This is a genomic window from Paenibacillus thalictri, from assembly GCF_004307995.1.
GTDB lineage: Bacteria > Bacillota > Bacilli > Paenibacillales > NBRC-103111 > Paenibacillus_AF > Paenibacillus_AF thalictri.
Genome location: NZ_SIRE01000004.1, coordinates 429,857 through 453,716 on the forward strand (window position 1 = coordinate 429,857; position 23,860 = coordinate 453,716).

Annotated in this window: 16 protein-coding genes; 4 read left to right on the forward strand and 12 right to left on the reverse strand. The window is 48.9% G+C overall.

The window, feature by feature from the left end:
- Positions 1-290 precede the first annotated feature (290 nt).
- Together EYB31_RS06335 and EYB31_RS06340 are read left to right on the forward strand one after the other, a co-directional pair.
- Positions 291-1,616: a HupE/UreJ family protein gene (locus EYB31_RS06335; RefSeq protein WP_240762121.1), complete on the forward strand. Its 1,326-nt coding sequence runs from the start codon at positions 291-293 to the stop codon at positions 1,614-1,616.
- A gap of 293 nt (positions 1,617-1,909) precedes the next feature.
- On the forward strand, positions 1,910-2,425 hold the full coding sequence (locus tag EYB31_RS06340) for a DUF1643 domain-containing protein (RefSeq protein ID WP_131012435.1): 516 nt from the start codon (positions 1,910-1,912) through the stop codon (positions 2,423-2,425).
- A gap of 168 nt (positions 2,426-2,593) precedes the next feature.
- Here EYB31_RS06340 and EYB31_RS06345 read toward each other — a convergent pair whose 3' ends face one another.
- The 12 genes from EYB31_RS06345 to EYB31_RS06405 all read right to left on the reverse strand — a co-directional run bounded on the left by EYB31_RS06345 (position 2,594) and on the right by EYB31_RS06405 (position 20,051).
- A complete protein-coding gene (locus EYB31_RS06345) occupies positions 2,594-3,301 on the reverse strand; it encodes a DNA alkylation repair protein (protein WP_131012436.1) in 708 nt (235 codons plus the stop codon).
- Positions 3,302-3,551: 250 nt separating this feature from the next.
- The gene (locus EYB31_RS06350; protein WP_131012437.1) at positions 3,552-3,827 is read right to left on the reverse strand and encodes a PhnD/SsuA/transferrin family substrate-binding protein; all 276 of its coding nucleotides are present in this window, start codon (positions 3,825-3,827) and stop codon (positions 3,552-3,554) included.
- A gap of 485 nt (positions 3,828-4,312) precedes the next feature.
- Positions 4,313-4,660, reverse strand: coding sequence for a hypothetical protein (locus EYB31_RS06355; RefSeq protein ID WP_131012438.1), 348 nt, complete (start codon positions 4,658-4,660; stop codon positions 4,313-4,315).
- Positions 4,661-4,899: 239 nt separating this feature from the next.
- The gene (locus EYB31_RS06360; protein WP_131012439.1) at positions 4,900-6,006 is read right to left on the reverse strand and encodes a slipin family protein; all 1,107 of its coding nucleotides are present in this window, start codon (positions 6,004-6,006) and stop codon (positions 4,900-4,902) included.
- Positions 6,007-6,826: 820 nt separating this feature from the next.
- Positions 6,827-7,972 (reverse strand): sialidase family protein, encoded by a 1,146-nt coding sequence (locus tag EYB31_RS06370; RefSeq protein ID WP_165452255.1) that lies wholly within the window; start codon positions 7,970-7,972, stop codon positions 6,827-6,829.
- Complete coding sequence (locus EYB31_RS06375) at positions 7,950-9,113, reverse strand: MFS transporter (protein WP_131012442.1); 1,164 nt, start codon at positions 9,111-9,113, stop codon at positions 7,950-7,952. Before EYB31_RS06375 ends, EYB31_RS06370 begins: the two co-directional genes overlap by 23 nt.
- Before the next feature lie 534 nt (positions 9,114-9,647).
- A complete protein-coding gene (locus EYB31_RS06380) occupies positions 9,648-10,274 on the reverse strand; it encodes a hypothetical protein (protein WP_131012443.1) in 627 nt (208 codons plus the stop codon).
- Between the two features lie 562 nt (positions 10,275-10,836).
- Complete coding sequence (locus EYB31_RS06385; protein WP_165452256.1) at positions 10,837-15,810, reverse strand: tetratricopeptide repeat protein; 4,974 nt, start codon at positions 15,808-15,810, stop codon at positions 10,837-10,839.
- 134 nt (positions 15,811-15,944) lie between these two features.
- Positions 15,945-16,712 (reverse strand): hypothetical protein, encoded by a 768-nt coding sequence (locus EYB31_RS06390; protein ID WP_131012445.1) that lies wholly within the window; start codon positions 16,710-16,712, stop codon positions 15,945-15,947.
- A complete protein-coding gene (locus tag EYB31_RS06395) occupies positions 16,696-17,259 on the reverse strand; it encodes a metallophosphoesterase (protein WP_131012446.1) in 564 nt (187 codons plus the stop codon). The genes EYB31_RS06390 and EYB31_RS06395 overlap by 17 nt, the downstream gene beginning before the upstream one ends.
- Entirely contained in the window at positions 17,256-18,134 is an 879-nt protein-coding gene (locus EYB31_RS06400) for a hypothetical protein (RefSeq protein ID WP_131012447.1), read from the reverse strand. The genes EYB31_RS06395 and EYB31_RS06400 overlap by 4 nt, the downstream gene beginning before the upstream one ends.
- Positions 18,135-18,191: 57 nt before the next feature.
- Complete coding sequence (locus tag EYB31_RS06405; protein WP_131012448.1) at positions 18,192-20,051, reverse strand: AAA family ATPase; 1,860 nt, start codon at positions 20,049-20,051, stop codon at positions 18,192-18,194.
- Positions 20,052-20,210: 159 nt separating this feature from the next.
- Here EYB31_RS06405 and EYB31_RS06410 point away from each other — a divergent pair, with 159 nt between their 5' ends.
- Both EYB31_RS06410 and EYB31_RS06415 read left to right on the forward strand, forming a co-directional pair.
- Positions 20,211-21,224, forward strand: a complete 1,014-nt coding sequence (locus tag EYB31_RS06410) for a helix-turn-helix transcriptional regulator (protein WP_131012449.1) — start codon at positions 20,211-20,213, stop codon at positions 21,222-21,224.
- A gap of 8 nt (positions 21,225-21,232) precedes the next feature.
- Positions 21,233-23,860 carry an AAA family ATPase gene (locus EYB31_RS06415; RefSeq protein WP_131012450.1) on the forward strand — a complete coding sequence of 876 codons (2,628 nt, stop codon included), beginning with the start codon at positions 21,233-21,235 and terminating at the stop codon, positions 23,858-23,860.

Consider the following 23,860-nt stretch of genomic DNA (forward strand, 5'->3'; position numbering starts at 1 on the left):
AATCTCCTCTCAATTGCTAAAGATGAACGGTTTGCCCAAGCAGATAAATTCCGTTTATCTCTCCTCCCCCAGTTAGTAGCTTCATGGTGACATCTTAATTTAGCATGCGTTTGTAAATTCACATGCAGTGTTATGCTTAGATTTCGTGAAGATAAGGTTGAATAATTGACATTCCGATTACAGCCGGTTAATACTCCGAGTGATATTTGCACGTATAATTAGGCCTGTCTGCGGCCGAATTGCAGTCCAGACATGCACTTATAATTATGATAAAAGGAATGGTAATCTACATGAGACGTACTTCTTTGCCGACACCATCTGCCTTCAAGCTCCTAACCGCATGTTTTCGGCTGTTTGCTGCAGCGGTTTTATTAACCGTTGCGCTTTTGCCGGGACAAGCAGACGCCCATGCGCTTAGCGTAAGTTACACGAAAATCACTTTTTTGCCAAAGGAAACGAAACTGGTATTCTCTTTGGACACATTATCCGTGCTGGAAGGAATGGATCTTGATGCCAATAAAGACGGCAAACTCGACGAGAAAGAGTTGGAGAGCGGACGCCACCGCGTAGAGGAATGGATCGACGATTCCGTCGTGCTGGAGGCGGACGGCCGCGATCAGGAGGGCAAGCTGGAAAATATGCGAATTGAGAAGAAAAACGACAAAGAATTCGTCAGCTTCGAAATCAGTTACCCTGCTTTTCAACCCGGTCAGACGGTCAGCTTAAACGACGGGCTTTATTATGGAGACGCTACAACCACCTACACCAACTTCTTGACGGCTCAGGTCGGAAGCCAGCTCAGTCAGGCGATCCTTCAGGGAAAACAACGCTTATGGACGATGCTGCTGACGGAGGACCAGCAAGAGCAGGAGCGGTCACAGACCGCCGTAGGGAAAGCTTCGGGGCAGCCGGGCAATATGAGCGGAGCAGGCGGTATAGCTGACAAACAAGGCATTTCCGGCGGCACGCCTGCTTTGGCGGGTGGCTCAGCAGTGCCGGCCGGAGCCGGCCAAGCGCAGAAAACCGCGCAACCGCATGCCGCCGCGGAAGCGGTTGTGTCCCAGTCGAATGATACCGCGTGGTTTGCCTTCTTCAAACTAGGGATCATGCACATTTTATCCGGTTACGATCACTTGCTGTTTTTGTTCGCTTTGCTTATCCGCAAGCAGAAGTTCAAGGAATACGCTGCCGTCATCACCGCATTTACAATTGCTCACAGCATCACACTGACGCTGGCTGTGCTGGATATCGTCAGCTTGCCTTCCCGTCTTGTTGAATCGGCGATCGCGCTTAGTATTTGTTATGTAGCGCTGGAGAACATCTTCCGCAAAGAGATCCGTTACCGCTGGACCATAACCTTTTTGTTCGGACTGGTGCACGGCATTGGTTTTGCCGACATCCTTCAAGAGATGGAGTTGCCGAAATCGCGGATTGCCGTCGATTTGATCAGCTTTAATCTGGGCATCGAAGCGGTGCAGTTGGCGCTGCTGATCGTGCTGCTTCCCCTGCTCGCCCAATTGCAAAAGCTGCGGCCATATCCGCGTGCCGTTCATTACGGCTCTTACCTTATCGTAGCGCTTGGCGGAGTCTGGCTCGTGGAGCGGCTGTTCTTTTAATTTTGCCCCGCCATGCCAGCTTCAGGTCTCTACCTTCATCACCGCTTCCCCGGCAGCGACTGGCGGATTTGCTCTGGCACACGTTCGGTTGCATCGTATAAACAATCAAAAGCGTATATCGATTTAATTCGATTACGCTTTTTTACATGGGCATTTTATCATTATCAACATAATCGGATCGCTCTTCGGCCCGCCTAACTTTCTTAAAGCTGCTTCAGAAAGAAGAATATGACAGAGTTAATCCCAGTTATTGTATAATTATGACAAACCTACTATAACGGAGGGGAATGCGGTTGAAAAGAGAAGCTGTTATCGATGCAACCGGAACGTACCGCTATTTATTGCGGCGAGAATGGGATTCCGCCAAACCAAAGGCGTTGTGGATTATGCTGAATCCAAGCACGGCCGATCACGAGGAAGACGATCCTACGATTAAGGCTTGTACCCGATTTTCTCTAGGCTGGGGTTACGGCTCATTTGAGGTCGTTAATCTTTTTGCTTATCGGGCAACCCATCCGTCCGAATTAAAAAAAATCGAGAAACCTATTGCCATAGGAGCGGAAAATGGCGCATTCGTTCGCGAAGCGTTAGCAAAGGCGGATGTAATTGTAGCCGCTTGGGGTGCCCATGGTAAAATCCACAAGAGAAATCAAGACATGCACTTCATCTCGTTAATTGACAAATACGAGTTAAAGTGCCTGGACATTTTAACTTACGGAGATCCCCGCCATCCTCTGTACGTCAGCGCGGATACCCTGCTTCGAGAGTTTAAGCCGCAGGGCATGCTTCGCTACCCTTTTACAAGTTAAATAATCAATGGCATCAACCATTAGATTGGTTTTGCATAACCGCGGCAGATTCAGTCAGTAAACAGTGGATCGATTATCCCTCGACGTCATCTCGCTAGTCCCATTCTCCAACAGGTTCATCTGTTCGATGCCATTAAATGAGACCGCTTTAACCGGTGCCCCTTCTCTCTAGCAACGTACATGTTTGCGTTTAAATCCTAGCGCCTGCTTATCAACCGCCTTTTGAATACGTTCGGAAGCAAGCAGAAAACTGCTCCTTTTCTTATCCCGATTAACTTCCACAGCACCTACCTCTTTGGCGATCTCAACCGCTTTATTATGGAGCGGCAGATAGGATACCCCCACTGTATATATAAAATTATTCATAGAATACTTTGTCCGATCGGGAGCATCGTGGATCGTATTTTTCACCAATTCAAGCATACTCGCTATTTTACTTTCGGAAAATTCATCGTCCGGGCGATTCCCCAAAAGCCAGCAATAGCAACTCCAACCCGCCGACATTCTCAACTCTTCGCCGCTGGCGATCCACTTATCCGCTACTTCTTGCGCGATATCCGCTTCTGCCAAAGTTACCGCAACCACAAAGTCGGACAGCATATAAAAATAAGCCCCATCCATCCAACGTTCAAAATCGGCTTCAGTCATCGCCTTGGGATCTGCAATCATTCCGGCAAAATACATGGCATCGTAGTTCCCTGTAGCGTATAGCTGTTCTGCTAAAGGCTGGTTTATTTTTGCTTTTTTTAAAATCGGCTTCATTTCGCCTGTAGCCACGCCAAAAACCGGTTCATGCGCACCATTGGACATGTAAATCTTCTTGGTTCGTTCCTTGCCGAGCGCTTCCAACTCCTGCATAACCATTTCAAAATTCAATGTGTACCACTTCCTTTTTACAGAGTTGATTCCGGACTATCCAGATTGCCGGTTTATGGTTGACCGCTGGGCCTTTTTGATTGTATCGGCTTTATGGTGCGTTTGTTCAAGGTAATTATGACCACTTTATGCCATGAGGATGCATATATTTATAGAAACTTCCGTTTTCGTGTGACGATTCAAGAGAAACCCTTTCCCTGATCAAAAAAGAACCGTCGCTTAAACCCACTACAGTTCACATACAATCACTTTACTCTCCTTCCATAATATCCAATACTTGACGCGTAAAATCGAACTTTTCATCCTCCGACTTGGCATATCCGTAATGACTAAAGATATCCACTATCACTTTTTTTCCTAATGGATCTTGACCCAATGAAATGAATGCATCTTGAATTTTTTGCTTCCAAGCCGGATCCATATCAGGCCGCACGACAATCGTATCATTCGGCAGCTTATCGGTCATCGCAATATAAAATAGTTCGCTCAATAACCATGCTCGACCTTTCATCTTATGAATCTTCATAATAAACCTCTCATTCTTTTTAATATTCCAACCGAAGTTTCCTACTAATGAACACTGGCAGCCTCAGCACGCCAATCTGGTAATTTATGTTGTTCTGTACATTGACCTCGTTATCCTGCACCCCATCCAATGAGCACACCAATCAATTTCCCTTTTTGAAAACAAAACCCGCCAATAAGGCGGGCTTCTAATGACATGATACCTCTACAAAATCATTCATAATAAAAGCAAATAAACTCAAGCGCCAACTCGAGAAACCCGACATTTGAGTTTGTTAATCACATAAATATTACATGGATAACGTCTGGGCTACCAACAGCTACGTACTTCCGAGATCTCCCGGCGGGCCCGAACCTTTCACTAGATAATGCTCCCAGCACGATGTCACAGATACGCCGATCAATAAAGTCGTTGCGTGCTGCCAACCGTACCGAAAAGCACTCCGCCGAAACGGCGAAGCGCTTAACAACCTTAACAACTACCCTTTACTTCTTCTCGACTTGCAGCAAGGTCACATTTTTCACAGAATAGGTGTCCTTCAGTTTTTCTTCCGAGATGACGTTTAGCTTGACTAAACTCGCCACCTTGGAGGCGTCCGCCTTGGAGATCATACGCCACACTTCGGAGTCGGGCAGCGCCTGGTACAGCTTGCTGTCGTCATATTCCTTCCGCTCCTGAAGCACAAGCTTCACCCTGTAGCTCCCCGCTTCGAATTCCGACACTTCCCGCTCCTCACAATGACTTAAGATCTCGCCGCGCAGCTCGGACAGCTCTTGTTCTATTTCTTTGTGCTTTTGCTTCAGGTCATAATAACGCTTCACTTTCTTCTCCATATTTCTCTTCTCACGCTCCTCTCTCCAACATGTTTATGCAGGAGAGCCCAGTTTAAGACAGAATGGAGCACAGACGACAGATAAGGCTTTACAGACATAAGGTTACTATGTTTTCTCCAAAATGAGAAAATAGGATAAAGCTCGGTCAGTTTTCCATGACAAAAGCTTTATCCCCTATCATACAAACGCGATTATTCCGCTTCTAGCGAGATCCTGTTTTCCATACCCTTCCGAGTTTCTCATCTGCTCCGATCACCCAACAGAGAATTGAGCTGCTCGAGCAAATTCCCGCCGCCTGTCAATGAAATGGTGCCAATCTTCTCGCAGATTTTCTCCAGAAACTCAAGTTCTTTCAAACGATACAACGTCTGGTTCTCATCCATCAACTTGGCTGTATTCAACAAACTGCGCGCAGAAGCGGTTTCCTCCCGGCGTGTAATCAGATTAGCCTGCGCTTTCTTCTCTGCAAGAAGGACCGTATTCAGGATATCTTTAATGTCCCCTGGAAGGATAATATCCTTCAGTCCGGCCGAAAGGAACAACACGCCGTAATCATCACTTTTCTCCTGCAACCGGGAAAGGACAAAAGCGGCGATTTCCTGCTTCATTTTGAGCAGATCATCAAGCTTTAACGTACCGACATATTCCCGCAAAATGAGCTGAAGCTGGATATACAGCTGTTCCTCAAATGACTTGATAGCCATGATGCGGAGGGGACTCACAATTTTGTACTGGCAAACGAAATTAAGCCGCAGTGTCACCTTATCTTCGGTCATCATTTCTTGGCCAGTCATATCGATTTGCAGCTGCCGTAAATCGACGGTTTTTACCGCGACCGAGACAGGTCCTCTCCAGAAGTAATATTTGCCGGGACCAAGCTCTTTTTGCATCACATGATTGTAAAATAAAGCTCCCGACTCGTGGTTTGCTACCTCGAACGCCTGATAAAAGCCCGCCAGCTTCGGAAGAAGGGCTGCATCAATTTCTGCTGGCAGTTCCGGTTTCCGGATATCTATGTGAACGTATGTATGCTTTTTCAGCACATTCCAGAACGCATAACTTCCGGATGTCAGCAGTCCACAAAACTTACTGTCCTCATAATGCAGCACATACTCGTGGTCAAGCACATGAACCACATCCAGCTGCTGCAGAAGTCCCTCATCATGCATAAACAGCTGTAAATCTTTACCCTCAACGATAAAAGGCTTCGTTATATTCAACACAACGACCGTATCCTCGGAAAAAGCCGAAAAACGATATACATTAGGCTGAAGCAGTTTATAGTAGTTCCCTTTTCGGAACAGCAGGCCTCGCTCGTCGTTATGTATTGTCACTTTTTTAAACATACAATTTCCTCCTCTGATCTGATTGTTAGGAATCCCCCTGCTGCAAAAGGCGGAATCTCGCTTGAGAAGCGGGATAACCTGAACATCCCCCCGTTAACTCCATCATCCGTGGGACAAGCCAGCCTGCGCCTGCCACAATATCATGTTCATTATGCGGAGAATGTTCCAGTGGCCCGTTTCGGTATCCGCGGATTGCATGGCCCTGCCGCAGTGTGCATGGAAAGCCACCTGGATTCCTAACACCAGTCAATTTTTTCACAATAAGCTCGATTAGAAGTCGAGTGCTCTACCCTGAGCGAATCGTCTGTAACGATGGGGAGTCGAACCCCTATGGAAGATTCATGCCGGAGCGATCGTACAGCATACAAGCACCTATTGGCGCAAGCACTGCGGAACCTTATGAAGTCCCAGCCTTGGTACATCGTCCATGTAGTGAACCTACATGTATCTTAAGCCGTCCCCCTCTTAACGAACATGGCAAAAGTATTACGACTCATCGGAAAGTTTCCATTTCTCCCGAAATAAAATTGTTCTGTTCCTGGAATATTTGCGATTACCGCTTTTTAAAAACCAAGCAGCAAGCAATACAAGAATGGGAAACATCACCGTGGCCGAAAGACAAATCATTAACTCGAGCAAACGTCATTAAAGAATGGGAAAAGTTCTATAGAAGAAAATAAACTCAAGCGTCGGCTAAGGGAAGCCCGGCGTTTGAGTTTTTTAATAGGATAAATATTACGCATGGATAACGGCTTACTGCCGAGAATGCTGAGCACATGCCCTAAACACACTTTCCCATTTAGCTAAGACGGCGTTTAGGCTAATCCTCCACAACCCAAGCCCAGTTGAACCGGGCCAACGTCAGATAACGTTCATCCGCCTGCTCGGTTTTCGCCCCTCTTTCGTAGAGGCACAAAATTGTCCCGTCCGCAGCCACAGCCAGATCGGAATACTGCGCGGGGCCGGACTCCAGCGATTTGCAAGCCATCCAGGTTCGGCAGTCGTCCACACTTGCTTTGATCGTTAATCCTTGGCGGGCATAAGGGCGGACGATCAGCGTGTCACTCACTTTCGTCGTACGTTGAGGTCCCGTCAAATCGGATAAGTTAGCGAAAAGAATCGGAGCGACCGGATACCCTTGCTGCTCCGGCAGCTTGATAATCGAGCCAAAGCAAATCGGGTCCGGCAAAGCCTCGTCGAAATAAGGCTGCGACCATGTCCCTGCCCCGTCCGGACTGGTTACAATCAAGCGGCGGTATGTATCGCTTTCCGTCCGCACATTAAACAGCACCGTTCCGTCCGACAATTCTACCGGCACCGTCTCGTTCGGATGCAATATCGCATCCGAGGTTCGTACTACAAACTCACCGGGCCGCCATGTTTGCCCATGATCGTCACTGTAAATCGATACGACATCGGAGGGACGATGCCCCTTTTTCCCGTTGCCAAATTCTTCGCCGGTGCCTTCGGACATCCATACCGGAATCACCAGACGTCCGCCGGTAAGCTGAATGCCATGACCGGGGCCTGGAGCGATGACCTGCCAAGCGTACCGATCCCGATATGTTTCCATAACAGAAGTAATATCGGTCGGCTCACTGAACGACGCGCCTTCATCATCCGATTTCATGTAATATAACCGTTCATAATTGGTACAGTACAGGCAATGCACGTCACCTGTTACAAGGTCGGCAAACAACACCAGATTGTTAACCGGCTCCGCCGCGCTGTATTGCTCATACCCGACCAATACCCGGGGTTCCTCCCATGTAACGCCATTATCAAAGCTGCGCTTTATTACAATATCAATCGGGTCCCAATCGCTTCCTTTTCCCATACGGGCGTCATACCAAGCGATGACGGTCCCTTTCTTCGTTGTAATCAATCCCGGAATACGAAATACCCAGTAACCACGATCCCCCGATTTTTCAAAATCCTGCTTTTCACAAAATGCGCTCTGCTCCATGTGCCGTTCTCCTCTCCATTTCATATTTGGACCACAGGAAGGTAAGTAAAGTGCCGACAGCCGCCACAACTCCTCCTGCAAAATAAACTTCACCGGGTTCGAACTTCTCCATCCCCCACCCTCCGGCAGTGCTTCCGATAAACCCGGCAACACCTGCAAATACAGCTGTAAAAACAGCCTGTCCGGTAGCCTGCAGATGCGGCGGCACCAATTTGGTAACCTGTAGCACCGCGGCGACATAAATGATCGGCACCGTCACCAAATTCATCACTTGATGAACAATCAGCCATATCGGATCGTAAAGCCAAGCTACAGTCACCCAACGGAGCGCAAACATCCAGCCCGCAAACACCAGCAGCCGGGTCTCCCCATACCGCTGTACCAAACGGCCCGACAAGAAATAAGCGGGAATGGAGCACAACGTAGCTATAGACCAACTGAGCCCGACTTGAAAATCTGTCGCTCCCCGCATTTTCATAAACACACTAAACAACTGGTCATTCATCCGAAAAGGAACTGCAATGATCATAATGGCAAAAAGGTACCCCAAATACTTCCGGTCACCCATCAGTTCGCGGAGATGCCGGATTTGCAGCGGTTTCACCTGACGGTTAGACCCGCTCGGAAGCTGTGAAGCGACAGCAATCAGCAGCAAACACATCGTGGCAAATACAACAGGAAGCGGGGCAATTCCCCAATGGCCAAAGGCAATCCCGAACAGCAAGCTGCCCAGCGACAAGCCGGCAGACCCCCATAACCGAACGTTCCCATAGCTCGATCCCGTTCTGTTTGTGTAATCAATCGCCAGCGTATCGGCTAACGGCACAACCGGAGAATAGAAAAACATAAACAAGGAAAAACCAGCCGACGCCAGCAGCAGCGTCTCCATCTGAAAAAGCAAACTTCCAGCCGCTAAAGACAACGCTAACAGCACAATAAGCAGCTTTTTCATTCTCCGCCACCGGTCCGCTACAATCCCCCATAATGGCTGCGCCACAATCGAGGTGACCGATCCTGCCGATATCAGCAGCCCTACCTGCGCAACCGAATAACCCTCATGCTGCAAGTAGAGGGGCAAATAATACAAAGTGACAACGGTAAGAACGGCTTGCATGAAATAATAAGAAGATAATGCAATCATCGAATGTCCAGTTTCTCTTGAGCCAACTTATGCTCACTCTCCTTTCCTGTCACATAGTGTACTCGCTCGCCGGACCGCGGACATCTCAATTTTTCGGTAAAGTTTGATTGGATTTTGGGAATTTAGGTGTTTGCTGTTGGGGCGTTAGCCGGGGGCGGAGACACGGAAAGAGACGCATGCGAATTCATACGCCTATTGGTGGAGGATCATAGCTATTTTCGCGACGATGATCCCAGTTGGGCTGATTATTAACGTAGTTAACGATCATATTTAGCCGCGGCGATGAAATCATCGTTTTTTTACGCTGTGTCCATCTGGCATTAAGAAAACCGAGTGATTTCAGGTGAGGGCCGGATTTTTATTCGGTTGGTTTATTTGGCGCCATGTCGTAGCTGGACTTTATCTGTTGGTCACCTTAAACCAAAAAACAACCATTCCTGCCTAGGCTCTGTCAAGCTTTTTGTGCAGATTTTGTTTCAATTTGCTCCAGGAGCACGTACTCCTCCTATGTTCTATGTTGCATATATAATAGAATCAACTCCATTTCTTAATCAGTTTCTCCACTCGCTTTCGCTTTGTATCCTTTTCAATATCGTTGAGTCGTAAGTAAAGCGTCTTTGTGAAAGAGGCTTTGTTTGTATCGTTAACGATGGATATTGCATTCTCCGCATACATGGGAAGTTGATTAGTCGGACATCTTTTAAGCTGTTTGATGAGCAATGCGAATGCATGATCCGAATAGAGTTTGACCGAACATAGTTTAATCAGGATATTGATTCCGTGATCTTTCGTTATTACCGATCCTTTGTCCGTAACGTCAACAATTTTTGTAAGTGCTGCATATATGACTTCCGGATTTTCAAGAGTTATCGCATCTAATGCCGTCATAGCCCCCCAAACAAGTCGATTGTTCCCATGATCAAGCAATGTTACGAACTCTTTGCTGTATGCGGCAACTAAAGACGGCTTGAGATTTCCAATTTCATAGAGGACTTTAATGCAATCGCTTTGAATGTTCTTGTCTTTGTTATGCAACAAGTGATCAACAAGTTCTTTCACAGCTTCTCTATCCTCTCGGCCGGCAATATCTTTCGCCAGTTCCTGATTAGGACCTTCGTCTTTGCGGTTGAGTGACGCTGCTAATTTGTCGATTATGGTCATTGGTTTATCTCCTTCATAGTTGAGGCAACTCGCTTTATTAAATAACCTTATATGATTTAAGGTAAATGTGCTACATCAAATTGTTCTCCGCTGAAGAGGGCATACGCCGTTTATAAGGTAACAGTCATGAGTTCCTGCGACAAGCAGTATTTGAGTATAGTGATTTTTCATGGCCTTAAGGAAATGAACACTTTGTTGGTTGGAATGGCCCAAGTCCCCTGCAATAACAAGGACCTTCGAGCATTCCTGCGGCAGTATATTCTCCACCAAGGAGTCAGATCCTTGGCAAGCTTGCATGGCTCGTACCGCGTTCCGGGTCAAGAAGCTCTTGATCCGGATCTGCGCCGTAGGAGAGCAGAAGTCTTACCAGATCGTGGCTATTTGCCGGCGACGGCATTCCATACAGCTCAAATCCACCCCCTCCCCTTTGTTATTCCGGCAATCTCAGTCTAGCAGAGGGGATGTACAAAAAAATGGACAGCAAACATCAGCGGCCAAGCAAAAAGAACAAACAAAAAGAGCATCCCCCGACCACATAATAGGGGAACGCTCTTTCGAATGATTATAACTTTCTCTGCAAATTCTGCTCGTAGGTTTCCTTAAATTTGTCGCCGAACAGCTCGAATTCCTGTAAATAATCCCGGCAGGACCGCAACAGGTTCATGTACATGATGGACACGTTGGGTTCCTCATCCAATATGGACGCCAGCTCGAAAACTACAGCCGTTCCGGTACCGCCATAATCCCATAGGTAATCTTCATTCTCCTCGATGGCGTAACTGATCGCTTTAGCGCTCAGATGCTGCCTGGCATATTCCTTGTCGATAATCAGGGTGTCTCCGGGCACGTAAATTTTGACGTGATCATTGATGACGGTCACTGCAGCCCGGTCTTTGGCGGTCACGGCATATGAAATTTTTTCCCCTGCAAAATCAAATTCCCTGATCTCCACTTCATTCTGTTCGCCATAAGGAACCGGTTCCTTCCCGTCCCGGGAACCATACAAGCCGCTATGGAGCTTCTCATTGATGATTTGCCGGTAATAGAACTGTTCCTCTTTCGTGGCGGCCCGGCCCATAAGTCGGATCAACTCGTTAACGTCCAGGCTCTCGTCAATGTCCACCGCAGCTTCGGGCTCATCCATATCAACCGTGTATTCCGGGATTACGGCTGCGGCGGCAGTAGCTTGAGCTTGCGTGAGCCGCTCGACGGCCAACGCAAAACCCTGCTCCGCCGATTTCCCGTACCATTCCATCGCCTCCTCCTTATTCTGCGGTACGCCATAGCCATTCTCATAACAGAAGCCCACATTGTACTGCGCTTCCGCGTGTCCCAGTTCGGCAGCCTTGCTGCAATATTCGAAGGTTTTGTTCAAATCGCGTTCGATCCCTTTGCCTGAAAAATAACACTCTCCAATCACATTAAGAGCTTCCGGATTGCTCCAGTACGCAGCAGACTCCAATACCTCAACGGCCTTCCGGATGTCTTGCTCCGTTCCAACACCATTTCGGTAACAGTTCCCCAACTTAACAATTGCCTCTTCTATAAAGCCCGATTTTTCAACGGCTAGTTTAAAGTATTGAAAAGCTTTGCCGGCATCCTCCCCGACATGGACATCCAAGCTTGGGCAGTAGCCCATCTCGTATGCCAGCCCTAATTCGTAAAACATACTGTTGTCTTGCTGCGTTTCCGCCAGTTGCTCATACAATCCGATCAGCTTGGGGCCGTATGTTGTACCGTATTTCTTTGTGTAAAGATCTGCCAGAGGAACCAGAGGTTTGTCCGATTCACTTTCAAATACGGGGTAGCCTTGCAAATAGGCTTCCTCCATCAGAATCTCCGCCTGTTCCAAATCGGCCGGAACCCCTCTACCCTCCATGTACATCACAGCCAATGAAAACTTGGCATACGTATTCCCTTGCCGGGCCGATAGCCCCAACCAGTAGGCAGCCGTCTCGTCATTCCGAGCGACCCCTCTGCCGCCTTCGTATAGAGCGCCCAGATAGTACTGCCCGGTAGCGCAGCCTTGTTTTGCAGACTGCCCATACCAGCGGGCTGCTTGTTTTTCATTTTGGGGAACCGCAATGCCACGCTCGTAAAAATGGCCCACCATGGTTTGTGCCGCAATATGGCCCGATTCCGCCGCTTTGATGTAATATGGGAATGCCAGGTCTAGTTTGCTCCAGCTGCCATAATCTTCAGCCGCGAGGTAATACCCTTCCACAACCTCCCGGATCGACTTTTCATCCCCCAGCTTCACTGCTTGCTCTAACCAATAAACAGCCGTTGTGTAATCCTTCCGTTCCTCATTCTCGGCCATATAGAAGAGCCCAAGATTCCGCATCGCCTCCGGATCCCCAAGCTCTACAGCCTGCCGGTACCATTGCTCGTATTGCCGGTAATCCTCCGCAATTTCCCCGTCTGAACCAAACATACGATCCAGATAGAACCTTCCCCGTTCATCTTCTCGCTCCGCGGCGTGCCGGAAATAGCCGGCAGCTTGCCCGTAGTCCAGAGGTACCCCGGTCCCTTTTAAAGAATATAAGCCCAGTGCATGGAGCGCACTCTTGCTGCCCAGTTCAGCCGACTTCCGGTAAATCTCGGCGGCCTGCTGAAAATCCATATCCGCAGCATATGCCTCGGCCAGAACGTGGCTGCAATCGATCAGCTTGCTTCCGGCATTCTCGTTGCCCACCCGGACGGCTTGTTCATACCGATGAATCGCCATGCGGAGACGGATCGTTTTACCATAATGCCGCTCCGCTTTTCCATCTTTCAACATGTCGCCCAGCCATTCCTGTGCGGTCCCGTCTCCTTGCTCCGCTGCGAGGTTATACCACTTGAAGGCGGCTTCATAATCCGCCGGGACCCCTTTGCCGAATTCATACATATACCCCAGGTGCAGCTGGGCGGTAATATCCCCGGCTTCGGCGGCTTTTAGGTAATAATACAACGTCTGTTCATGATCCTGCTCAGATTCGAATCTGCGGGCCAGCGAATAATACCATTCAGCGGTTTTTTTCGCAGCAGCTTCATGGCCTAATCCTGACGCTTTTTCATACCATTCCGCTGCAAGCTCATATTCCCATTCCGAAGACAGGAAGTCTCCGATTTTCGCAAAATGGTCAGCCTCCTCGTATCCCGGATCGCCATATTTCTCCGCCTCCCGGTAGTGCTCCATAGCAGCCGTGAACATTGCTTGATCAACCGCCGCTTTGGCCAACCGGCAGCAGCACTCGTGGAGTCCGTTCCGGTAGTAATCGTTATCACGGATTTCCCCCGCTCCCCGATACCAACCAAGGGCTGCTTCCACATCGTCCTTCTCCAGTGCTTGCTCTCCAAGCTTCAGATAACACCGGTTCAAATCCCAATCGCAGCTGCAATCACCTGTCTCGTTCGCTTTCCTATACCACCTTGCGGCTTGCTCATAGTCTGGAACGTCGCAATTGGAATCGCAGTCTGAATAATAGTTGCCCAACGCTTCCATAGCGGCTGCACAATCAAGCTCTGCCGCCCTTTTATACCATTCCACGCCCCGCTGGTAATCGCCATTCGCATAGCAGCGCTCGGCAACCTCCACATAATGTTCTTCAGCGGACTTATTGGCGAGTCGGACACCGCCCGCCGCTGCGTACCATTCCGCAGAAGTATCGTCGTCGGCATAAACCCCGTTGCCTTCGAAGTAACATGCGGCCAATAAGAGCATACAATCTTCATGCTCCAATTTCGCGCCTTTCTCCAAAAGCTCGACGGCCTCTTGGCAGCTGTATTCCTCAAGAAGCTCCTTGGCCCATTCGAAATAACAGTCCGCCAGCCAAGCGTCAGCGTTATCGATTCCTGCAGCTCTAGCCTGCTCATAATAATGAACCGCTTGTTCGTAGCTTTGCTTGACGCCATATCCGTTTTCAAGGCAGTTGCCGATTTGCAGCAGCGCCTTGTTATTGCCGTATTTTAGCGCTTTACGGAAATAGTCGCAGGCTTTGCCTTTTTCATCCGAAGCCTTGGACTTCAAATAGTGTTCGCCGATGGCGTAAGAGCCTTCCGCTGCCTGTAGCCTGGCTTCGTCGTCCCCGCGCTCAGCCGCCTGTTCGAACCAATACACGGCCTGGAACGCATTTTTCTCGCAGCCTTTGCCTTCCTTATAGCAATAGGCAATATTTTTCATCGCCACCGGATCGCCCTGATTGGCCGCCTGCTCATAATAATGGGCCGCCTGCTGATCGTTCCGGTTTACACCTTCGCCTCTGGCATAGAGCACACCCAAATTATTCTGCGCCGCCGCCGAGCCGTTGCGGGCCGCCTGTCCATAGTACTCAGCGGCCTTGCCTGCATTCGGAGCCACGCCAATGCCATTGGCATAACATAAGCCCAGATCAAAGAAGGCGTCCTGATTACCGTAATCTGTCGCTTTCCGAAAATAAGCAAAAGCTTTAGGCCGCTCCTGCTCCTCTTTCGCGTTCCAATAGCGTTCCCCGATTTGATGCGAGAGGACGGCAACCTGCTCCGCTGCTTCCAGATGCTTTCGTTCTGCTGCCTGCTCGAACCAATAAAGTGCCTGCTGCCTGCTTTTTTTCAGGCCCGCTCCGTTCAAGCAGCAATGCGCCAAATTCCACATGGCGTTAGTATTGCCGCCTTTTGCAGCGATATCGTACCAGTAGACGGAAGTCTGGACATTTGGGGCGACCCCCTCGCCATTGGCATATAGAACGCCCAAATTGTTGGCCGCACCCGCATGCCCGGCCCGGGCAGCTTTTTCATATGCCGGAACGGTGACTTTATACTCGTTATACTTCTTGGCTTTCAGCGCCAGTTCGTAATGAAATTCCGCATAAGACCTCCTGGCTTGTTCGCAGCCGCGGTTCGCAGCCGTCTGGAACCAGGAAAGGGCCTGGGTGCAATCGCCTCCGGAGCTGCCGTTCTCCTGATAATATACCGCCAACAAGTAAGGAGCTTCAGCATGTCCCAGTTCCGCCGCTTGTTTGAACAGCTCTACCATCTCACGCGAATTCGACCGCATCTGCCAAAGCTGATTCGCCCGGTGGAACAGCTCCGCCGCCGTCGGCGGCTTCGGAGCGGGAGGAACAGGTTTCGGAGCAGGAGAGACAGGCTTGGGTGCGGCATATTGCGGCTTCGGCGTGTTGAGAGGTTGACGCTGCGATTGTCCGAAAGGAGTCCGGGGCGGAGCGGGCGGCTTAGCTGCGGGCTTCTTTCTATGCTGTTCCAGGAAAGCGTCAAATGTAATACGCTCATCAGCCACGAACCCCGGATAATACGTGTGTACGTACTTTCGGACTAACTCCCGGTCCGTCCCCCTGTATTTCCCCTTATCCTTACCCCCTTGGTAGTTGGCGCTTTTTTCCCGGTTGAAGTTATAGGCGCGCACAATCGAAGACACCGTCCGGCTGTCATCCAACGAGAAGGCCTCGGCAATTTGGGGTTGCGTTTTGTTCTGCACGATATATGCATAGATCACCTCCGTATGGAGGTCTTTGCTGTAGCTTTTAAGTTTGGGCAGTTCATTATGAGTAGCGGACATGGTCGGAATCACCTCGTGGTTGTAAGACCTTTTGTTTCGTTTTCCGTAATTCGACATAAATTTCATTTTCTATATTACTTGAAAAGAAGCCTAGATTACACAAAAATTTTCCAATACAGCCCAAGTATGGTTCATTACGCGTCCGGATACAGCAGCTCCACAACCTCTGGAAGCAGCGTGTCCGTCTCATCGTCGAACTTCAGAAAGTCAAACCCGGACCCAAACGAACACAGCAGCTCCAGATCGTACTCCCGCTCCAGATCCGGGTTCCATTGGAACACAAAAACGGCTTCCCCATGATCAAACTTTCGGGGTAAACAACCCGCTGCGGTTCGGAGCAATCGGCTCCCCAAGCACAAAGCCGTGATACACTTGTATCCGCCTGCCTTGAATGTTGAATAAAAGTGCCGCAACGCCAAATAGTCGAACCGGTCCGCGATATGGTTCGCTGCATCGAACAACGACCGAACCTTATCCTCAAATTCCACCAAATCCGCTCCCGCTTCCATCAAGGCCTGTTCGATCTTCATGAAACGATCCAGCATCCCTTGGCTCAAATCTGCCAACTCCGCATATGACTTCTTGTCGTTCTCAGCCATTTGCTCCAGCTGACGGGCGTTGAACCGGTTCAACCGGTTGATCTCGCCTGCCGCATCCGATTGGCGAAGCTGCAGCTCATAGATCTGCCCGTCGACGGATTGGATCAGAGCTCCAATCGCACGCCAAACCGGCTGGACATCATCATTCGCATACTCCAGCCGATCCAGCAACGCCATCCACATCAAACTAAGCAAAGCGACCTTCTCGCCCTCATCCAGGGATGACCATGGTTTCCCGCCGCACTGTTCTTTTATTCTCCGTATCACATGCCCGTGAAACGATTCATCAATGTAGTCTTTCATCCAGCTCTCCCCCTAGTCTGAAAGCTTCATTGTTGGCGATCAACTGTTGCAGGCCCACCGGTGTAAAATGATTGATGTCCACCCCTGCATTCAGCATGTTCGGATTGTTCCCGTAGTAGCGGAAAGCGTCGCAATCCCGATTGTTGTGGATATGCCCAAATACATGCAGGCTCCCCTTGTAATACCTGGGCCATTCGGCCATCGGATAGTGGCAAAGGACCAGATGCCGGTCCAAATCCGTAATCTCCTTGATCTGGCTTACGCTTTCGAAATACGCCGTCAACTCAAGCCGCTTCGTCCATTTCTCGTGGTTGCCCAGAATGAGGTGTTTCCTCCCGCTGAGCTGCCGTAAATAGTACTCCGGCGTATGCCGGGACCGTAACATAAAATCGCCGACGATATAAACCTCATCCTCATTCCCGACCGTTTGATTCCAATTCCGCATGATCGCGTTATCCATCTCATCAATCGTGGCAAACGGCCGCCCACACATGCGAATTACCGCTTCATGCCCAAAATGCGGGTCCGCGATATAAAATTTGTTCATGTTTCCTCAACTCCCGCAATTTCATTAAATTCCCGTCTCCAGTGAAAATACTCAAGATCCGCGGCATCGCCGGTCCAGTCAAGCAGATCGCAGAACAATCCCGGCTTCAGATAGAACGTCTCCTCGGGAAAAGCGGCGGCCGGTTTCGAGAGCCGTATCCGTAAACGTTCAATCCACTGCTCCAGCAGTTGAACACTGTACACCATATAACCTAAATGAACGGGCTCATATGATGAGTAAGGCTTGAAATAGGAGGCATGGCTATTTAATACCTTTGTTCTGAAAAGGCCCATCGTATGCTCCAGCGTCTGCAATAATTTGGATGCGCTGCGGTCGAACGGCTCGGAACCGACCGGGGACAATCGGGTGCGTTCATTCACTTCTCCGATGATTGCAAACAGCTTTCCAGCCAGTCCCCTCAATGCCTCATATTCCCGCTCTCCTGATCTTGTCCGGAGCAATACGGCAAATCGGCCCAAGCGGCCGATCTGATCTCCACAGCGGGCCTCCCCTCCCTCCAACTCTTCTCCATCCATACATGCAGCCGAATCAGCCAAATTCGCGAATTCCTCCGTCACCCCGCCAATATCGATGCCGAATGCATCCAATCTGTCCAGCAGCGCTACGAATACCTCGCCTGATCCGATCTGCCGGCTGCAGACCGGCTTGGCTTGCAACCTGGTCCATAACCAATAAGGAATCCCGGTTTCATCCATATCCTGATTTTCCGCCATAGTTTCTTTAACCTCCCGATAAAAATCATTGTCCCAACCATCGCCGCGGCCAAACCCTAGCACTTGTTCCGTATAAGGCTGTAAAGGCTCCGAAAACTCCAGCGCGGGCACGTCTGCGTCCTCAAGGTTTTTTCTGGTCACCCGTCTCACCTTCACATCTTGCGCCTTCATCGTTGAACGGCCGATATGGAGCAATCTTTAGTGGAATCCGATTCTGCTTTTCTCCCGCGCTCCGTTAAAAATGTTACGTTCGGCACCGAGCAATTCCTCGGCCGCCTTCTCCATATCGGCGGTCTTTAACGTCCGCAGGTCATTGTCCTCCCGCTCGGCCATATAACCCACCGCGCTTTTGAACAGCTTGCGGATCAATCTGCCATTCCCCATATTTTCGGAGCGGATCGTTCGGATCCCGTTCACAAAGCATCTAATCGTTTCATAAGCTGTTGCCGCATTCTCCAGAACGTAGTCCTCTTTATTCGTAAAGTAAGCAAACATCTCGCACAGCTCATCCACGCTATAGTCCTTGAATTCAATTACGTTGGTCAGCCTGGAACGCATTCCGGGGTTAGCATGTTGAATGAAACGCCTCATCGGATCACCATACCCGGCGAAAATAACCAGCGTATCCGGGTTATTCTCCATCTGCCGGATAATCTCCGATAATGCCTCGTCCGAGTAGCCGTCCGCTTTCCCTTCGCTCATCAGGCTATAGGCTTCGTCTATGAAGATCGTTCCGCCTTTTGCCTCCTCGAAGACTTTGGCGACAGTCGGTGCTGTCCAGCCGACATACATGCCCACCAAATCTTTTCGCGAAACCTCCTTAAAAGTATCGTTCGCCAGCACATTCGCTTCACACAGCATCCTGCCGAAAATACGCGCGACGGTTGTTTTGGCTGTTCCCGGACTACCCATAAACACCGCTGCGGCATGACTGTCGGATGTCGGGTAACCACTGTTTCTCCGCTGTTTGTCAAAACTCAAACGTTTCAAAAGACGGTTTAGCTGAGCCTTCACATCCCCCATCCCGATGAGCCTGTCCAATTCGGATTTGGCATCCTTCGCCTTTCCCGAGGTTTCGTTTTTCTTACGGATATCTTTTGCGATTAATGACGAATCGAAGTCCGCTTGGGTTATCGTTCTGCTGTCGTCCCGCTTCTTGCCGATGGCTTTGCTCACGAAGGTTTCAATGTCTACGGAGCTCCGGAAGCTCATCCCGCGGTAATCCATCAGCTCCCGGATCAGCTTTGTTCTATTCAACGACCGGGTTAACTTATAGCCCTTTGCTTTGGCGATGTCGCCAAGAACCTTCCCATAATACTGCACCGTCGGCCGTTCAAGCACACAGTACTCCATATTTGTCTCGAACAAAACCGACTTCTCGAAGAACGCAACATTGCCAAAGGAACCGAAATGCGACTCCCGTTCAGGCCGGGTCACCAGAATATAGATGAGGAACCGTCCGGACTGTTCGAAATATTCGAAGGGATCCTTGGAATTCAGATGCATCCCATCGTGGTCTTCGACGATCAAGGGATAATCCCCCGTTTTCCAGTAAGGTTCTTTAGCCTTCACCTCTCCCTCCATACGGGTGTTGAAAGCTCCGAAGCCCATTCCGAACGGCGGATTCCGCATAAATGCGCAGCTGAATTCAACCGCCGGAATGACGGGCAGATAGGCCAGATCATCCCTCCGATAGAGAATCGATTCGGAGGTCACTTCTTCCTCCCCGTCCTCATCTTCATCATCAAGGTCCATCGGGAATTCCTCTTCCTCATCGCAGCAATCCTCTTGTGCTTGCTCTTTAGCGCAGGCAACCTCCGCTATGTATTTCTTAAATAAGTAGCCGGCCGCGAGCAATCCGTCCTCCGCATAATGGCATTTGATCAGCACGCTGCCTGCTCCCTTCAGGTCCAGCTTATCGATCGAGGCCAGATGGTCCGCTATCGCAAAGTCCGCCTTCAGCTTGTCATAGGGCAGCTCCGGAACCGGAATATACTGCATGATGTCTCCTTCACTTAAACGGGCTGACATTTTTTTGGCACTGGTAATTCTGAGCATTGGTCATTCATCCTTTCGGTTTCGTATGTTACTGGCTTGCAACTCCTTCTATATTTTGATTATATCGCGCCCGATGGGGAGAAATTTGGACATCCCCCGATTGACCATCCGTCCCTGGGAAGGTAAAATTTTCTTATCCTACCTCAGGAGGAACCCTCTTTGGAAAACAAATTGCCAACCCAATTTCAAATCTATTCCGTTCTCAAGCAATTTTCGTCTGCGGATCATCCTATGAATGCTGCGGAAATCAAAGAAAAATTGATAAGCATGTATCATCTGCCGAAGGGGCCCGACCGTAAAACCGTCTATAGCCATATTCATGAATTGCAGGTACTGTCGGATAACGGCATTCTGGATTGTGAAATCTTCGCCAAAAAAGACGATCATAACAGAACCGCCGGTTATTATACCGACCCCGTTATAACCAAAGCGGAAGTGAAGCTCCTCTGCGATGCCATTGCCTATTCACGTTTCATAAAGAAGAATCACAGCATCGATCTGATTAAGAAAATAGGCGGGGCTTTCGGCAAGGATTTCATTTCCAAGTACAAGTACATCCTGGAGTTAAAAAACAAAGAGAACAAAGATTATAACGATTCCTTTTTCAACAGCATCGAAAATATCGCTGACGCCATAGAGAAAGGAAATAAAGTAACACTTCAATACTTGCAATATGATCTGAATAAAAAATTGGTGCCTAAAGATAAAGAAAACGACGGTTTCCGTACGGTAAGTCCCTATAACTTGGTTTGGACATTAAACCATTACTATTTGTTCTGCCACGTTGAAGAGCATGGACAAGATCGATTTCTGCGGATGGATAAAATCAAGAATGTAACCGTATTAGAAGATGAGAGAATCAAGCCGCTTCCCGCAAGCTTTAATGTCCGGGACTACATCCGGAATCAAGCTTTCATGTTCGGAGGCGACCTGGTGAGCATTTCCCTGCGTTGTGAAATGCGTATGCTGGGGCAAATCATCGATTTCTTCGGTGAAGATGTAGAGATCGCTCCCATCGACGACCATTATTTCAGAGCCCATATCAAAAGCTCCATCGAGAGCATGAAATATTGGGTGCTGCAGTATATCACTGCAATCGATCAGATCCAACCGGAGAGTCTGCGGAAAATGATCGTGCATTATTTGGAGGACGCTTTGAGGCGGAATCAGTAAAGGAGCGTATGATTGAGACGGATGAGCTGTGCTCACAGGAAGAAAGCAGGAGGAATATGGGCATTATAAACGACTTTTCGCTGAATAAGCTTGTTGAGATTAAACGGGCGGCACAGGCTTACAACGCCGTCTTGATTACCGGCGGCTGCGGGACGGGTAAAACTTTCTTGGCCAAAATAGCAGCGAATGCCATTGCTAACGGTTATGCGGAGGAAGATACGGACAAGCTCGACGACGCGATTTGCGATAATGTCGAGTTGATTCATTTGCACCCGGGTTACGGTTATGAGGATTTCGTACAGGGGGTTTTCGTCAGCACTGTAAATGACGATCTGAAATTCGAAACAAAACCGAAAATATTTCTACAGGCGATCGATTGTGCCCTGCGAAAGGAAAATAGGGACAAAGCTGTAGTGCTCATTCTGGACGATATTCACCGGGTCAACGTCTCGTCCGTATTTGGCGAGCTGCTGTCCGTCTTGGAGAACCATCGCTCGGAGCAGCCCCAAGACGAGATTACGTTGGTGAATGGCACACGGATTCCCATGCCGAGCAATCTATATCTCATCGCCACGATGAATACGGCGGTACCTAGCCCTTTTGTGCTGGATTATGCGTGGCTGAGAAGGTTTGCCGTCGTGCGTTTGGAATCCGATTACAGGTATGTGAAGCGCGGGCCTTCCTCCCTTGAGAAAGATACGGCGGAGCAGTTGTACGATCGGGTCAATTCCATTGTGGCCGGCGGCGCGGACAATCCGACTGAAGCGGTTCAATATGCAATAGGGCACGGTTTTTTTGCCGAAGCGCCATTCCTGACTTCAAGAATTAAACGCCAGATCATTCCTCTGTTGAAGCAATATGTATTGGACGGAATTTTGGATGAATCGAAGGTGGGAACGGAAATCGACAGTCTGGACGCCAGTCTTAGTACCGGGATTACTTTGGACTACAATGACGTCGCTTCCTTCGACCTGTCAATGACGTTAAACAGGCTGAAAGAGACAGATATAGCTGATTATTTGGCTAATATAGAAGACAAAAGACGGTTTCAAGTGGAATTGATCGAACATCTGATTTGTCAAATGATAGAACGTAAGCTGATAGGGAACTTTGAACTGTTTTACCGTGTCATGCGCAATCCCGATATATTTCATTATCTTGAATCTGATGTCGAGCTTCATTTATTCGAGCCGCAAAATAAAAGTATCAAATTTCACGACAAACCTTCACATTATTCAGCGGTCAAGAACAGCAATATGGTGGAGATTCACGTTTGCGGAACCAAGTATTTCCCATTCCGTGTCTATACGGCCAAAAACCAGAAAACGGCCTTAAGCAGCAATCCGAACAGAGAAAGCTCTAAAAGCTCGCTGAACCCTTTTCCTATCGCCTTCCGGATGCTTTATTATTTTTACAAGACTTATCGGGACAATGTGAACGATTATGTTGCCAAATTCCCGGGCGACCACAATATGAAGCTGCTGCTCAACCTGGCGGACGATGAATTCAATTATATCAAGAGCTTTGACAAACGGACAGCTAAGATCGTATGGGAGGATGACCCGGATCATCTCTCACTCGCAAGGCTCACGATTCTTTGGCCGCGGAAGGAAGACGGTAATTCAATCGAAATCAAAGGAGTATATCGAATGGAAGCGAACGATTACATAGACATCATGGATAATATGGAAGTGAGGCAGATGATTCTGCAAGGGCCCCCAGGTACTTCCAAAACCTATACGGCCAAGGACATGATTGCAGCAAAATGGAGCATTGCCAAAGATGAACTGAAAAACTTCAAGATTCCGTCCTACGACCAAGCTTGGGATAAACCGTTTGGCTGGGACATCGTCCAATTTCACCCTTCTTACGGATATGAGGATTTTATAAGAGGCATCACTGTGGAAACGCCGGAAAACTCCACGGCTCCGCATTATAAAACGGTCAATAAACTATTAGGGCGTATGGCAGATTTAGCCCTCCGCGAAATCCATAGCGGGAAGAAGTTTTACCTTATTATCGACGAAATCAATCGAGCCAATATCGCCACGGTGTTCGGGGAATTGATCTATGCATTGGAATATCGCGGCGAGCAAGTAGCAACTCCTTATGAAGTGAAAAATACGAATTCCATCGTTCTTCCCAAGAACTTATACATTATCGGCACGATGAACACCGCGGATAAATCGGTCGGAGGGATCGATTATGCGATTAGAAGGAGATTTTTATTCTTTTCGCTGACACCGGACGCAGGTGTAATTGAAACATATTTTGAAGGCAAACCCGGCGTGGAAGACGTTAAGAAGAAAGCCATCACATTGTTTCGCCATATCGGCCTGTTTTTTGACAGCTATTTATCGGACGGATACCATAAGGATGATTTGCAGATCGGGCACACCTATTTCTTGGTCGACACGGTACAACAATTAAAGGATCGGTTCAAATATCAAATTGTCCCTATACTGCGCGAGTATTATAAGGACGGTTTGCTCGATAGCGGAGAAAGCGAAACCAAGCCGGAATTGAAAGATTTAAAAGCCTTTATTTCCGGAACCGAGGGATCGGCGGACGCGATGTTCGCGAAGTTAACGGCGGCAATTACGGCGGCGGCAGCAAACGGTCAGAAAGCGGAATAG

Bases quoted from the DNA above. Each gene is read 5' to 3' on its own strand.
- EYB31_RS06360 (WP_131012439.1), bottom strand. From the start codon at position 6,006: ATGTTTAAAAAAGTGACAATACATAACGACGAGCGAGGCCTGCTGTTC.
- EYB31_RS06380 (WP_131012443.1), bottom strand. From the start codon at position 10,274: ATGACCATAATCGACAAATTAGCAGCGTCACTCAACCGCAAAGACGAA.
- EYB31_RS06350 (WP_131012437.1), bottom strand. From the start codon at position 3,827: ATGAAGATTCATAAGATGAAAGGTCGAGCATGGTTATTGAGCGAACTA.
- EYB31_RS06355 (WP_131012438.1), bottom strand. From the start codon at position 4,660: ATGGAGAAGAAAGTGAAGCGTTATTATGACCTGAAGCAAAAGCACAAA.
- EYB31_RS06415 (WP_131012450.1), top strand. From the start codon at position 21,233: ATGATTGAGACGGATGAGCTGTGCTCACAGGAAGAAAGCAGGAGGAAT.
- EYB31_RS06335 (WP_240762121.1), top strand. From the start codon at position 291: ATGAGACGTACTTCTTTGCCGACACCATCTGCCTTCAAGCTCCTAACC.
- EYB31_RS06375 (WP_131012442.1), bottom strand. From the start codon at position 9,113: ATGATTGCATTATCTTCTTATTATTTCATGCAAGCCGTTCTTACCGTT.
- EYB31_RS06405 (WP_131012448.1), bottom strand. From the start codon at position 20,051: ATGCTCAGAATTACCAGTGCCAAAAAAATGTCAGCCCGTTTAAGTGAA.
- EYB31_RS06370 (WP_165452255.1), bottom strand. From the start codon at position 7,972: ATGGAGCAGAGCGCATTTTGTGAAAAGCAGGATTTTGAAAAATCGGGG.
- EYB31_RS06395 (WP_131012446.1), bottom strand. From the start codon at position 17,259: ATGAACAAATTTTATATCGCGGACCCGCATTTTGGGCATGAAGCGGTA.
- EYB31_RS06385 (WP_165452256.1), bottom strand. From the start codon at position 15,810: ATGTCCGCTACTCATAATGAACTGCCCAAACTTAAAAGCTACAGCAAA.
- EYB31_RS06390 (WP_131012445.1), bottom strand. From the start codon at position 16,712: ATGAAAGACTACATTGATGAATCGTTTCACGGGCATGTGATACGGAGA.